Source organism: Rhizobacter sp. SG703 (assembly GCF_012275445.1).
Lineage (GTDB): Bacteria > Pseudomonadota > Gammaproteobacteria > Burkholderiales > Burkholderiaceae_C > Rhizobacter.
Genome location: NZ_JAAZQK010000002.1, coordinates 600502 through 613912, shown reverse-complemented (window position 1 = coordinate 613912; position 13411 = coordinate 600502). Strand labels below are relative to the sequence as shown.

Here is a 13411-nt window from a genome sequence, read left to right as displayed (position 1 = left end):
GACCAGTTGCCCGCGGCATCCCGCGCCTGCACGCCATAGGTGAAGCTGTTCGGCAGCGTCTCGTAGTCGTTGGCGGCCGCCGCGGCGCCCGAGGAGGTCAGGCTGACCTGGCCGCTCGCATTGATGCTGTAGTAGCCGTCAATGCTGGTCGTCGTGCCAGTGCTGCTGAAGCGATATCCGGTCACGCCCACGGCATCGCTTGCCGACACCGTGCCCAGCGTCGTCCCGGCCACCTGGTTCTCGGCGTAGCTGAAGCTCTGGCTCGCTGCAACCACGGGCGCCGTGTCGTCCACGTCGGCGATGTTGAGCGTGACGTTGACCGCGCTCGACCAGTTGCCGGCTGCATCGCCCGCCTGGACGGCATGGGTGAAACCGTTGGGCAACGTCTCGTAGTCGTTGGCCGCCGCCGCCGCGCCGGCAGAGGTCAGGCTGACCTGCCCGCTGGCATTGATGCTGTAGTAGCCGTCGGCGCTGGTGCCCGTGCCGGTGCTGCCGAAGCGGTAGCCGGTGACGCCCACCGCGTCCGTCGCGGCCACGGTGGCGACCGTCGTACCCGCCGATTGGTTCTCCGCATAGCTGAACAACTGCCCCGCGCCGACCACCGGCGCCGTCGTGTCCGGGGCCTGGATCACCAGTTCGTTGACCGAGGCATCGGTGAGGGCGTAGCCCGCGCCGTTGACGATGGTCGCGGTGACCGAATAGGTGGTGCCCGCGGTCAGCGCGTTGCCGTTCGGAATCGTCAGCGACCAGCTGCCGCCGCCGACGCTCAGGCCGTTGCCGGTGTTGTAGGTGACGCCGTTGACCATCACGCTCAGGCTCTCGCCCCCGCCGAGGGTGGCCGAGCCGGTGAGGGTCGGCGTGGTATCGGTCGTCGTCAGCATGTCGACGGTGACCGGGCCGTTCGGATCGTTGGCCTGCACCGTGGCCAGGTAGCTGTTGAGCGCGGTCAGCAGCCCGTTGGTGGCCGCATTGCCGTTGATGCTGCTGTTGTCCGCGGCGCTGTAGTTCACTCCCACCAGTTCGAGTCCGAAATTGCTGGTGCTCGACAGCGTGAAGGTGCTGTTGCTGCCGTAGGTGAACGAGACCGGCGTGGTCGCCGGATCGGGAATGAAGCCGAAGCAGTACAGCGTGCTGCCCTGCGTCACGCGCCAGTTGATGGCCCCGGTCACCGTGATCACGCGGCCGGAGGCGAGCGTCAGGCGCAGGCCGCCCGGGATGTCGTTGCCTTGGGCGGTGAAGGCGTTGCCGCCGGCGTCCTGGTAGAACGAGGCGCGCACGATGCCCAGCGTGCCGAAGTTGAGGATCCCGTCGGCCGCGTTGTTGCTCGATCCGCGCGTGCCGATGAAGCCCTCGGCGAATGGAACCGACAGCTCGGCGAATTCCACGTCGACATGCGAGCCGTCGATCGTCAGCGTGCCCTGGTCGGCGTCGGCCAGCAGCGCCTTGTCGCGCAGATCGCCGACCGTCTCGCCGCGCACCAGCGCGGAGAACCGCTCGCCTTCGTCCCCCGGCGTGTCGACGCCGGCGTTGAGCCGCTGGTCGATCGCATGGCCGACTTCCTCCAGCAGCACGCGCGCGATGTCGGCTTGCGAAGCGCCGCGGGCGATCCAGTCGGCGTTGAGGTAGATGCGCTGGTTGCCGTCCGGCGCATGCGCGGCGTAGGCCGCATAGGCGCCCTGCAGCTCGGCCGGACTGCGCAGCTCGACCTTCAGGTCCAGGCCGCCGGCCGCGAGCGCGTTGGAAAGCTCGGCCAGCCGCTGGTTGAACGTTGCGGTATCGGTACCGGTGTGGCCGAACACGTCGGCGACGAGGCGGCTGAAATCCTGGCCGGCCGGCAGGCGGGCCAGCATGGCATTGACCTGCGCCAGCGCCTGGCCGAGTCCTTGCTGCGCCAGGCTGTCCAATGCCGCGGTGTGGGTGGCGACCAGCGAATCGCGGACGCGGGCGTCGGCGGGCACGTCCGCGGCAACCGCCTGCGGCGGCGGTGCGACGGCGCGCGCCGTGTCGACGACCGGGGTGTCGGTGGGGCGCGTCGCGTCCGCTGCGGCCGCCGCATCGAACATCAGGCGCGCTTCGAGCGGCATCACCCGGTGGGCGGCGCGACGAATGAGCAAGGGGTGCTTCGGATGCTTCATGGAGGTCTCGCGGTTGCCGGGGTGATGACGCGGGGCTGGGAAGGCTGGTCGGCTAGGGCGCGCGCTGCACGAGCACGCGGCCGCTCATGCCGGCCACGAGTTCGGGCGGCCGGCCGTCGATCGTCGCCACCACCTTGACGGACTGGCTCACCGGATCGACCCGCGCGCCCAGGCGCTGCACCTTGGCCGGGTATTCGCGTCCGGTCTCGTCGACCGCGATGCGCACCGCGCTGCCCGCGCGGACCTGCGACATCCAGCGCGACGGCATGATGAATTCCACCTCGAGCACGCTGTCGTCCAGCACTTCCAGCAACGGCTGACCGGGCTGCACGAACTGCTGCTCGCGCACCTTCTGCTCGGCCACGCGGCCGCCGAAAGGAGCGACCACGCGGCACTTGCCGAGCTGCACGCGGATCTGGCTCATCTCGGCGCGCGTCTTGCCGAGTTCGGCCTCGGCCTGGTCCTGCTCCTGGCGGCCGGTCGCGTTGAGTTCGACCAGGCGGCGCTGGATGGCGAGCTGCTTCTCGGCCGCGGTCAGCGTGGCCTGGGCGCGCTCCAGCTGGGCCTGCTGCAGGCTGCAGTCGAACTCGACCAGCAGCTCGCCGCTGCGGATGTTGCTGCCGTCGCGCACCGTCAGGCGCTGCACGCGCGCGCCGATCTCGGCCGCCAGCGTGGTGTAGCGGCGCGGGGTGAGCTGGGCGCGCAGTTCGGGCGCATCGACCAGCGCCGCGGGCCTGTCCGGCGCAGCGGGCTGGGCGGTGGCCGGCACCGGCCGCGGCACGGCGGCGGCGAGGTGTTGCGGAGGCTGGGCCGCGGCGAGCGATGCGGCCAGGCTGGCGAGCACGGCCAGGGCGGCCATACCGGCGGTAGCGGCACGCAGGAACGGGCTGTCGGCGTTCATCGGGCCTCTCCTCAGTTGTCCAGCAGGCGTTGCCGCACCTGCACGCGCACCGCGTCCAGGCTCAGGTCGTCGCTGCTGTCGGGCAGCGCATCGACGCCGATCGTCGCCTGCAGGCGGCCGACCGCCGCATGCCACTGCGCCAGCGCCTGGTAGCGACGCAGGCGGCTGATGATCGCGGTGGTCTGTGCGGCGACGCGGTCCAGCTTGCTGCCGGCGCGGGCTTCCTCGCGCTTCAGGGTCTGCGACAGGATGCGGTCGTCGAGCTGCCACAGGCTGTCGGCACGCTCGAACTGGCGGCGTGCGCCGGCCAGCTGGGCACGCGCCACGTGCACCTGCGTCACCACCGCGACGTGGGCCGCGAGGCGGCGCTGGTCGGCCAGCGCGACGGCGGCTTCGGCGCTGCGCTTCTGGGCCGGCAGCGCCAGCAGGTTGAAGAGGTTGGTGCTGATGTTGACGCCGGCTTCCGACCAGCCGGAATTCAGCAGGTAGCTGTCGGTGTCGTGCAGCCGGCCGTACGAGAACGTGAGGTTCGGGAAGGCGCGCACCAGCACCTTGCGCGCCTCGATGGCCGCGACGCGGCGCTGGTAGAGCTGCTCGCGCAGGTCGGCGTTCTGCGACAGCGCCTGGTCTTCCATGTCTTCGCCCGGCACGGCCAGCGGGTCCCTGGCGGAGGGCATCTCGTCAGCGACAAGCTCGACCTCCCGGTCGACCGGCGCGTTGATCAGGGCGGCCAGCTCGAAGCGGGCGGTGGCCAGGTCCTGCTCGATGTATTCGAGCAGGCGCATGTTCTCGGTCAGCTGGCGCTGGTAGCGCAGGGTGTCGAGCGGCGAGCGGAGCTTCTCCTGCTCGGCGGCGCGCGAGTCGGACATCGCGTCGTCGGCGAGCTTCAGGGCGTCCCGCACATCCTGGCGCAGCTTCTGCGCGCTGGCGGCGCGCCAGTAGGCGGCGCGTACGTCCTGGACCAGCAGGTGGGTGGCCTTGCGGCGGCGCTCGGTGGCGGCCAGCAGGCGGTCGCCGGCCTGGCGTGCGTTGTAGGAGGCGAGGCCGTAGTCGAGCAGGCTCCAGCTCAGCGTGAGCGAACTGAGCGTGTGGCTGCGGTCCTGCGAGATCGACGGGTTGGCCAGCGACGGCGCGCCGGTCACCGAATCGGTGCTGTTGGCGACGCGGTCCTTGTCGCGCGAGGTGTAGCCGGCGGCGGCCACGAGCTTGGGCAGGCGGTCGTGGCCGGCCTCCTCGAACTGGCGCAGCGCGAGGGCTTCCTCGAACTGGCGGGCGCGGCGGTCCAGGTTGTACTTGAGGGCGCGGGCGATGGCCTCGTCGAGTCCCAGGCGCGGACCGAGCGGCTCGACATCCTGTCGGATGGCCAGGCGGTCGGCGCCCGTGGTCTGGGCGAGGTCCAGCGGCTCCAGGCGGGCGGGCGGGGTCGAGCAGGCGCACAGCAGCCCGAGCTGCAGGACGAGGGCGGACAGGGAGCAGGTGCGGATGTTCATGCGGTTCGTGATGGTCGGGGCCCTGGTGGGAGGCCGCCGCACACGATCCCGTACCGCATGCAGCGTGACCGGCGAGGCAAGGCCACGACGTCCCGGCATATCGGCACTATGTCCCTGGGACTGGACACATGACCCGCAGAGGAACCGCGCTAAAGCGGCGCTTTTTCTCGCTGTCCGGCGCGCGGGCTTCAGGCGGCGGCAACCGCCGTCATGTCCAGGCGGAATTCGCCGACGACTTCCGTCAGGCGCCTGGCCTGCGTCCGCAGGCTTTCCGCGGCCGCCGCCGACTGCTCCACCAGCGCCGCGTTCTGCTGCGTCACCTGGTCGAGCTGGCTGACCGCATCGCTCACCTGGCTGATGCCGAGGGATTGCTCTTCGGAGGCGTTGCCGATCTCGTGGATGAGCTGGCTCACCCGCTGCACGTGCGAGACGATGTCCTGCATGGTCGTGCCGGCGTTGCCCACCAGCTGCGAGCCGGCTTCGACGCGCCCGACGCTTTCGCCGATCAAGGCCTTGATCTCCTTCGCCGCGGTCGCCGCGCGCTGGGCCAGCGAGCGGACCTCGCCGGCGACGACGGCGAAACCGCGGCCCTGTTCACCGGCGCGCGCCGCTTCGACCGCCGCGTTGAGCGCCAGGATGTTGGTCTGGAATGCGATGCCGTCGATCACGCCGGTGATGTCGGCGATCTTGCGCGAGCTGGCCGCGATGTCGTCCATCGTCGACACGACCTGCGCGACCACCGTGCCGCCCTTGGTTGCCACCGAGGTGGCAGATGCGACCAGCTCGGTGGCGGCGCGTGCCGCCCCAGCGCTGTTCTTCACCGTGGCAGTGATCTCCTCCATGGACGAGGCCGTCTGCTCCAGGTTGGCAGCCTGCTCCTCGGTGCGCTGCGAGAGGTCGGCGTTGCCGGTGGCAATCTGGCCGGTCCCGGTGGCGATCGAGTCGCTGCTCTGCCGCACCTGGTCGACGATGCGCACCAGGCTCTGGTTCATGGATTTCAGCGCGGTCAGCAGCTGGCCGGTCTCGTCGGTGCTCGTCACCTCGATGACCGAGGTCAGGTCGCCGGCCGCGACGGTCTGGGCGATCTTGACGGCGGTCGCGATCGGGACCGTGATCGAACGGGTCAGCAGGACCGCAACGCCGACCGCCACGAGGACCGCGAGCCCGGACAGGCCCACGGTGAGGATGCGCGCCGTGCTCGCCACTTCGGACGCCTCTGCGCCGAACTGCTCCATGCCGTCGACCTGCGTCTTCGTGAAGGCCTCGATCGACGCCAGGTACGCAGTCTGCAGCGGCAGGATGGCCGCGACCAGCAGGCTGCGTGCCTCTTCGCTCTTGCCCGCCTTGATCAGCTCGACGAGCTCTACCTCGCGCTGCTTGAACTTCGCGCGGTTGTCGATCACGTCGCGCAGCGCCGCGCTGCCTGTCTGGGTGTGCACGGTGGCCGAGAGGCGCTCGATCGCCGCGGCGACCACCGGCACGGAATCCTCGATCTTGCGCAGCTCGGACTGCGCGACGCCGGCGTCCGTGGCGATGATGGCCGTGCGGATGGCCCGCAGCTGCTTGTTGACCTCGTTCTCGACCGTCTGGGCCAGCGCGACCTTGGCGTAGCGGTCGTGAAGGATCGTCTCGGTACTGGCATGGACCGCATCGATCTTCGTGTAGCCGACGGCGGCCACGGCGATCAACAGGCCGATCACGATCGCGAAGGCGGCCGTCAGGCGCGTACCGATCTTCATGTTGGCAACAGTGTTCAAGGATTTCCTCGCTCGGTGAAGCGCAGGACAGCCTCGGGGCCGCCGGAAAGCGCGAATGCGCTTCTCTTCGGAGGCGAAGCCGTCTTCTTGAGCGACCAGTCGGATGCGGGCGGCCCCGACCGTGCAGCAATCCTCAATGGCGGCCTGTGGACAAGGCCGCTGCCATGACTCAAGATGCCCGGTCGCGACACCGATCGCTGCATCGAACTCCAGGCGTCGTCCCGGGCCCGCGAGGCCCAGGTGCTTCGCCACTCGGGTGACTTCCCCCAACAACCACATGAAGGGTGAGACATGCATCAGATTCGATTGCGTTCATTCATCGCCGCGCTGCCGCTGCTGGCCGCGGCCGCCGCGGCCAGCGGCCAGGAAGCCGAACCGGGCTGGGCCAAGGGCCGGCCCAAGACCGACACCGCGATGAAGATGGCGCCGGTGCCGGCCTATCCGATCCCCACCGCAGCCGACCAGCTGCCGATCAGGAAGCTCAAGCTGCCGCCCGGCTTCAAGGTCGAGACCTGGGCTTCGGGCGTGCTCGACGCGCGCGAGATGCGCCAGGGCGCCAAGGGCAACATCTTCGTCAGCACGCTGTTCGTCGGCAACAAGGTCTACGCGCTGCCCGAGAAGGCGGTCGACGGCAAGCGCGAGCCGAAGGTCATCATCGACAAGACCGAGCAGGCGACCGGCATCGAGTTCTACAAGGGCTCGCTGTTCTTCGCGACCCACAAGAAGATCGTCCGCTACGACGACGTCGAGGACAAGCTCGACAACCTCGGCGAACCGACCGCGGTGCTGAACGACAAGCTGCCGGGCGGCAGCGACCACAGCTGGAAGTTCCTGCGCGTCCACAACGACAGGCTCTTCTACAACATCGGCGCGCCCTGCAACATCTGCGACCCCGGCGAGTACGCGAAGATCTACAGCATGAAACTCGACGGCTCGGACATCGAGACGGTGGCCTCGGGCGTGCGCAACACGGTCGGCTTCGACTTCGACCCGAAGACCGGCGACCTCTGGTTCACCGACAACGGCCGCGACTGGCTCAGCGAGGAGATTCCGAACGACGAGCTGAACCACGTCACGCAACCCGGCAAGCAGCACTTCGGCTACCCGTATTGCCACCAGGGCAACATCCCCGACCCCGAATTCGGATGGGGCAAGTCGTGCGACGACTTCGTCAAGCCCGCCGCGTTGCTCGGCCCGCACGCCGGTTCGCTCGGCCTGAAGTTCTACACCGGCAAGATGTTTCCGCCGAAGTACCAGGGGGCGATGTTCATCGCGATCCACGGCCCGTGGAACCGCACCAGGAAGTACAACGGCGTCTACGTCGCGAGGCCGGACGGAAAGGGCGGCGCCAAGGTCGAACCGTTCATGACCGGCTTCGTCGAGAACAACACCTACCTCGGCCGGCCGGTGGACTTCCTCGTGATGAAGGACGGCTCGCTGCTCGTCAGCGACGACCACGCCGGTGCGATCTACCGCATCAGCTATGGCGGCAAGTGAGGTGGCGGCCTGGCGCCGCCACGCGGTGCTGGCGGTGCTGGCGTCGCTCGCGATCGCCGCCTCGCCTGTGCAGGCGCAGGTGCAGTCGAAGACACAGGCCAGGAAGCCCGCCGCCCGCGCGACTGCCGCCTCGCCCGCCGCCTCGGCCGCGTCATCCGTGGCGGCCGACTATTCCGAGCGCTTCCGCACCGTGTGCGCCGCCTGCCACGGCGCCAACGGCCGCAGCGACGTGGCGGGCGTGCCGGTGCTGGCAGGCCAGCAGTCGCTCTACACGGTCACGCAGCTGTTCCTGTTCCGCGAGGGCCGTCGCCGCAACGACGCGATGATCGCGCTGGCCAAGCCGATGAAGGACGCCGACCTGCGGGGCTTCTCCGACTTCATCGGCACGCTGCCGCCGGTGCCCGCGCCGGCGCCCGGCGCACCGCCCGATGCGGCGCGCATGGGCCAGGGGCAGGCGCTCGCGCAGCAGCACAAGTGCCTGTTCTGCCATGGCGACGACCTGGCCGGCGGCCAGGGGGTGCCGCGCATCGGCGGCCAGAAGGAGGACTACGTGCTCGCGACGCTGCAGGGCTTCAAGTCGGGCGAGCGACCGGGCTACACGCGGGCGATGACCGAGGCGCTGAGCCAGGTGCCGGTGCAGGACCTGGACCTGCTCGCCTACTACGTCGCGAACCTCGCGGGCAAATAGCGGTTCGTCGCGGTTCGTCGCGGTGCGTCCTGGAACACCGCCCGGGCGCCTCCGGCCGGGTCCTCAAGGACGGAATTGATCCGGCTTTGCCGCGCTCTTCGGGCGACCGGCGGGGCCGCGTCCGGCAGATCATGGCGGCCACAGAAGGCACTCGCAGTGCCAGGGAGCACTCCATGTCTTGCGTCATCCGTTCCAATCCCCCGGTGGATGTCGACGATCGCGATCTGTTGCGGGCGCTGTTGGACAACTCGCCGGACCACATCTATTTCAAGGACAGGCAGTCGCGCTTCATCAAGTCGAGTGCGGCCCAGGCCCTCCAGTTCGGGATGACGACGCCGGACGGGTTGATCGGCAAGTCGGATTTCGACGTGTTCTCCGAGGCGCACGCCCTGCCGGCTTTCGAGGACGAGCAGGAAATCATCCGCACCGGCCTGCCGATGGTCGGCAAGGTCGAGCGCGAGACCTGGATGGACGGGCGGCCCGACACCTGGGCCCTGACCACGAAGATGCCGCTGCGCAACCGCGACGGCGAGATCATCGGCACCTTCGGCATCACCAAGGACATCTCCGACCTGAAGGAGGCCGAGCGCCGGATCGGCGAGGTGCATCGGCAACTGCTCGAAGCGTCGCGGCTGGCCGGCATGGCCGAGATTGCCACCAACGTGCTGCACAACGTCGGCAACGTGCTCAACAGCGTCAACATCTCCGCCGGCCTGATCGGCGACCGGCTGCGCGCCTCCAAGCTCAAGGGCCTGGAGCGCGCGGTCGGCCTGATGGACGAGCATGCCGGCGACCTGGGCGCCTTCCTCACGCAGGACACCCGCGGCAAGCTGCTGCCGGGCTACCTGCGCGACCTGGCGCAGGTGCTGCTGGCGGAGCAGGCCGCCATCGCCGAAGAACTCGCGTTGCTGGCCAAGAGCGTCGACCACATCAAGGAGGTCGTCGCGACGCAGCAGTCGTATGCCGGCGCCTCGCGCGTCGTCGAGTTCCTGAAGTTCGACGAACTGCTGGACGACGCGCTGCGCATGAACGCGGGCGCGCTGACGCGCCACAAGGTCGAGGTCGTGAAGCAGATTCCCGAGCTGCCCGAGCTCCCGCTGGACCGGCACCGCCTGCTGCAGATCCTGGTGAACCTGATCAGCAATGCGAAGCAGGCGATGAGCGGCGCACCGGCCGGCCGGAGCCCGTGCATCACGCTGGGCGCGGCGCTGCTGACGGCGCCGGACGGACGTGTCTTGCGCATCACGGTGGCCGACAACGGCGAAGGCATCGTGTCGGAGAACCTGGTCCGCGTCTTCGCCCACGGCTTCACCACGCGCAGCAACGGCCACGGCTTCGGGCTGCACAGCTGCGCCATGGCGGCCCAGGAGATGGGTGGCACGCTGAGCGCGCACAGCCAGGGCGCCGGCTGCGGCGCCACCTTCGTGCTGGAGATCCCGCTCGGCGCGCAGGAGGACGCGCGATGACACCGGGGCAGAACCGCCGGATCCTGCTGGTCGACGACATGCCGGCGATCCACGAGGACTTCCGCAAGATCCTGGTGCCGCCGACGGCATGCGGCGCGCTGGGTGCCGTCGAGGCGGCGCTGTTCGGCGACGAACCGCCGGCGGCGGCGAGCGCCTTCGAACTCGACTCCGCCTACCAGGGGCAGGAAGCGCTGGCCCGCGTCGAGGCTTCGCTGGCGGCAGGCCTGCCCTATGCGCTGGCCTTCGTGGACATGCGCATGCCGCCGGGCTGGGACGGCGTGCAGACGATCGAGCGCCTGTGGCAGTCGGACCCGCGGCTGCAGGTCGTCATCTGCACCGCGTATGCCGACACCTCGTGGGACGAGGTGCTGGCCACGCTGGACGTGCGCGACCGGCTGCTGATCCTGAAGAAGCCCTTCGACGCGATCGAGGTGCGCCAGCTCGCGAACATGCTGACCGCCAAGTGGCAGATGACGCAGGACGCCGCGGTGCAACTCACGCGGCTGGAAGACGCGGTGCTCGAGCGCACGCGCGAGATCACCAGCAGCAACGAGGCGCTGCAGGCCGAGGTGGCCGAGCGCAAGCACCTGCAGGGGCAACTGGTGCAGTCGGAGAAGCTCGCCTCGATCGGCCAGCTGGCGGCCGGCGTGGCGCACGAGATCAACAACCCGATCGGCTACATCTTCTCGAACTTCGGCACGCTGGAGGACTACCTCGGCAAGCTGTTCGAGATGCTGGCCGCGTACGAGGCCGCCGAGGGCGGCGTCAGTCCGCCCGACGTCGCCGCGCGGCTGCGCACGCTGCGCGACGAGATCGAGCTGGCGTTCCTGAAGGAGGACATTCCGGTGCTGATGCGCGAGTCCCGGCAGGGCATCGTGCGCGTGCGCCAGATCGTGCAGGACCTCAAGGATTTCTCGCGCGTGGATTCTTCGCAGGATTTCCAGCTGGCAGACCTGCACCAGGGCATCGACTCGACGCTGAACGTGGTGGCCAACGAGGTCAAGTACAAGGCCGACCTGGTCAAGGAGTACGGCGTGATTCCGGATGTCGAGTGCCTGCCGTCGCAGATCAACCAGGTGGTGATGAACCTGGTGGTCAACGCGGCGCAGGCGATGGGCGACGAACGCGGCCGCATCGTGATCCGCACCGGCGTGGCGGCCGACAACACCGACGTCTGGATGGAAGTGGCCGACACCGGATCGGGCATCCCGCCGGACACGCTGAAGCGCATCTTCGAGCCCTTCTTCACCACCAAGCCGGTTGGCAAGGGAACGGGCCTCGGGCTCTCGCTGTCGTACGGGATCGTGCAGAAGCACCACGGCCGCATCGATGTCGACAGTGTCCTGGGCCAGGGCACCACGTTCCGCGTGACGCTGCCGGTGCACCGGCCGGCGACGAACGCCTGACGGCCGCTTCGCGGCAGGCCGACGAACCCCGGCCGTCCATCGAAACGACGTGCCGTCACGCCTTCGCGCGTGCTTCCTTCTTCGCCTTCCGCGCCTCTTCGGCCGCCAGGCCGGCCGCCTGCCAGTGCGCGAACTCATCGGGCGTCTCGAGCGTGACGCGGCCCCAGGCACCGCTGCGGAAATCGTTCAACGTCACCTCGGCAGCTTTCTGCATGTTCACGCGGCCGCCGGGCAGCAGGCCGCCGCGCTTGCGGCCCACCTCGGCCAGCAAGTCCTCGTCGGTCATCGCCGAGATGTCGGCCAGCTTGTAGCGCGCCACCAGCCGGTCCGCGTAGCGATGGCGCACGCGGGCCAGCAGCGCCATCGACACCTCTTCCTCGTCGTAGGCATTGCGGCCGATGCCGCCGCTGGCCGCCAGGTTGTACCCGCCCTGCTCGATGAGGATTCGCGGCCACAGCATGCCCGGTGTGTCGAACAGGTGGAAGTCGTCGGCCAGCAGGATCCTCTGCTCCAGCTTGGTGATGCCCGGTTCATCGCCTGTCTTGGCGGTTCGCTGGCCGTTCAGCGTGTTCACCAGCGTCGACTTGCCCACGTTGGGAATGCCGCAGATCAACGCCCGCACCGGCTTGACCATGCCGCCGCGGTGCGGTGCCAGTTCCCGGCACGCCGCGATCAGCGCGCGTGCCGGCGCGCTGGCGCCGGCGTCCAGCGCGAGCGATCGGGTGCCTGGCAGGGCCTGGTAATGCGCCAGCCACAACGCGGTGATCTCCGGGTCGGCCAGGTCCTGCTTGTTCAATACCTTCAGCGCTGGCTTGCCTGCCGTCAGCAGGGCCAGCAACGGATTGGTGCTCGAGCCCGGCAGCCGCGCGTCGAGCAACTCGATCACCACGTCGATCTCCGGCAGGCGATCGGCGATGGCCTTGCGGGTCGTGTGCATGTGGCCTGGGAACCACTGGATGGCCATGGCGTGCTGCTTTCTGTGTCTCGCGGCGGGCCGCGTCGGAGGGTGTCGGGGCGATCGTTGCCGATCGTTCTGGTGGCATTTTCCGTCGGCAAGCGCCTCGTGGACCCCGTTTCACGCGCCGACGCGCTGAAAGCCCGCTTGCTCGCGCGCATAGTGCGTCGGCGGCCGTCCGACGTGGCGGGTGAAGGCGACGCTGAACGTGCTCGCCGAGCTGTAGCCGACGCGCTCGGCGATGTCGGCGATGCTGCCGTCGTCGCGGCGCAGCAGGTCCTTCGCGAGCGCCATGCGCCACGCGAGCAGGTACGCCATCGGGGCCAGGCCGACCGCGCGCTGGAAGCGTTCGAAGAACGTCGAGCGCGAGAGCGCGGCTTCCCGGGCCAGCTGCGCGACCGTCCACGCCCGCGTCGGCTGCTCGTGCATCGCGCGGATCGCCACCGCCAGGCGCGCATCGGCAAGCCCGCGTGCCAGGCCGGGCGAGGCGGCCGTGCCGGTCGTCGACCGCAGCGCCTCGATCAGCAACACCTCCAGCAGACGCGCGAGCACCAGCTCGCGCGCGGGCCGCTGCTCGATCGATTCCTGGCCCACCCACTGCACGAGCGTCGCGAGCCGCGGCTCGCCGCGCACGTGAACGACTTGCGGCAGCAGCGAGACCAGCAGTGCCGCATCCGGCGAGCCGAAGCTGCAATGGCCGGCCAGGATGCGCAGGTCCGTCGGGCCCTCCTGCGCGCCGATCCGGAACCTGCCCGGTCCCAGGGCGACCGGCATCGAGTCGGCCGCGCCGGCAGGCAATTCGAGGCTGGACATGGCGACCCCGAAGACGGCGGGAACGAGCAGGAAGTCGCCGGCCTGCAGCACGATCGGCGCGTGCCCGTCGAGCGTCAGGCGGCAACCGCCTTCGAGGACGGCGCAGTAGAACGGCTGCCCGGCGTCCGAGCGGCGAATCTGCCACGCGCCCGCACCGACGATGTTCTTGGAGAACCGGGCCGTCGGCTGCAGCAGCGTGACCACCTCGGCGAGCGGATCCACCACGGCCGGACTCTCGCAAATGATTCATGGACTTCGGAGTGTAGCGAGTACGGTTCCGGCGGCCTATCGTGCGGTCATCGC

General features: G+C 69.5%; 10 protein-coding genes. 4 read left to right on the top strand and 6 right to left on the bottom strand.

What is annotated here, in order from left to right; genetic code table 11:
• The 4 genes from FHT26_RS05740 to FHT26_RS30285 all read right to left on the bottom strand — a co-directional run.
• Nucleotides 1–2135: cadherin repeat domain-containing protein (locus FHT26_RS05740; RefSeq protein WP_168559178.1), on the bottom strand; the 2135-nt coding region annotated here is incomplete at its 3' end.
• 52 nt (nucleotides 2136–2187) lie between these two features.
• Nucleotides 2188–3036, bottom strand: a complete 849-nt coding sequence (locus FHT26_RS05735; RefSeq protein ID WP_246867720.1) for an efflux RND transporter periplasmic adaptor subunit — start codon at nucleotides 3034–3036, stop codon at nucleotides 2188–2190.
• Between the two features lie 11 nt (nucleotides 3037–3047).
• Nucleotides 3048–4526, bottom strand: a complete 1479-nt coding sequence (locus FHT26_RS05730) for a TolC family protein (RefSeq protein ID WP_168559177.1) — start codon at nucleotides 4524–4526, stop codon at nucleotides 3048–3050.
• Nucleotides 4527–4714: 188 nt separating this feature from the next.
• Nucleotides 4715–6580 (bottom strand): methyl-accepting chemotaxis protein, encoded by a 1866-nt coding sequence (locus FHT26_RS30285; RefSeq protein WP_282597139.1) that lies wholly within the window; start codon nucleotides 6578–6580, stop codon nucleotides 4715–4717.
• Between FHT26_RS30285 and FHT26_RS05720 the strand changes: the two genes are divergently transcribed.
• From FHT26_RS05720 to FHT26_RS05705, 4 genes are all read left to right on the top strand, one after another.
• Nucleotides 6575–7780 carry a PQQ-dependent sugar dehydrogenase gene (locus FHT26_RS05720; RefSeq protein WP_210427256.1) on the top strand — a complete coding sequence of 402 codons (1206 nt, stop codon included), beginning with the start codon at nucleotides 6575–6577 and terminating at the stop codon, nucleotides 7778–7780. The genes FHT26_RS30285 and FHT26_RS05720 overlap by 6 nt on opposite strands.
• Nucleotides 7767–8468, top strand: coding sequence for a c-type cytochrome (locus FHT26_RS05715; protein ID WP_168559176.1), 702 nt, complete (start codon nucleotides 7767–7769; stop codon nucleotides 8466–8468). Before FHT26_RS05720 ends, FHT26_RS05715 begins: the two co-directional genes overlap by 14 nt.
• A 203-nt stretch (nucleotides 8469–8671) precedes the next feature.
• On the top strand, nucleotides 8672–9934 hold the full coding sequence (locus FHT26_RS05710) for an ATP-binding protein (RefSeq protein ID WP_349238094.1): 1263 nt from the start codon (nucleotides 8672–8674) through the stop codon (nucleotides 9932–9934).
• Nucleotides 9931–11340, top strand: coding sequence for an ATP-binding protein (locus FHT26_RS05705; protein ID WP_168559174.1), 1410 nt, complete (start codon nucleotides 9931–9933; stop codon nucleotides 11338–11340). The genes FHT26_RS05710 and FHT26_RS05705 overlap by 4 nt, the downstream gene beginning before the upstream one ends.
• Before the next feature lie 55 nt (nucleotides 11341–11395).
• Here FHT26_RS05705 and ylqF read toward each other — a convergent pair whose 3' ends face one another.
• Both ylqF and FHT26_RS05695 read right to left on the bottom strand, forming a co-directional pair.
• Nucleotides 11396–12304, bottom strand: a complete 909-nt coding sequence (gene ylqF / locus FHT26_RS05700; RefSeq protein ID WP_168559173.1) for a ribosome biogenesis GTPase YlqF — start codon at nucleotides 12302–12304, stop codon at nucleotides 11396–11398.
• A gap of 111 nt (nucleotides 12305–12415) precedes the next feature.
• On the bottom strand, nucleotides 12416–13330 hold the full coding sequence (locus FHT26_RS05695) for an AraC family transcriptional regulator (protein ID WP_349238093.1): 915 nt from the start codon (nucleotides 13328–13330) through the stop codon (nucleotides 12416–12418).
• Between the last annotated feature and the right edge of the window lie 81 nt (nucleotides 13331–13411).

Coding starts and splice junctions, on each gene's coding strand:
- FHT26_RS05720 (WP_210427256.1), top strand. CDS start 6,575: ATGCATCAGATTCGATTGCGTTCATTCATCGCCGCGCTGCCGCTGCTG.
- FHT26_RS05730 (WP_168559177.1), bottom strand. CDS start 4,526: ATGAACATCCGCACCTGCTCCCTGTCCGCCCTCGTCCTGCAGCTCGGG.
- FHT26_RS05715 (WP_168559176.1), top strand. CDS start 7,767: ATGGCGGCAAGTGAGGTGGCGGCCTGGCGCCGCCACGCGGTGCTGGCG.
- FHT26_RS30285 (WP_282597139.1), bottom strand. CDS start 6,580: ATGCATGTCTCACCCTTCATGTGGTTGTTGGGGGAAGTCACCCGAGTG.
- FHT26_RS05735 (WP_246867720.1), bottom strand. CDS start 3,036: ATGAACGCCGACAGCCCGTTCCTGCGTGCCGCTACCGCCGGTATGGCC.
- FHT26_RS05705 (WP_168559174.1), top strand. CDS start 9,931: ATGACACCGGGGCAGAACCGCCGGATCCTGCTGGTCGACGACATGCCG.
- ylqF (WP_168559173.1), bottom strand. CDS start 12,304: ATGGCCATCCAGTGGTTCCCAGGCCACATGCACACGACCCGCAAGGCC.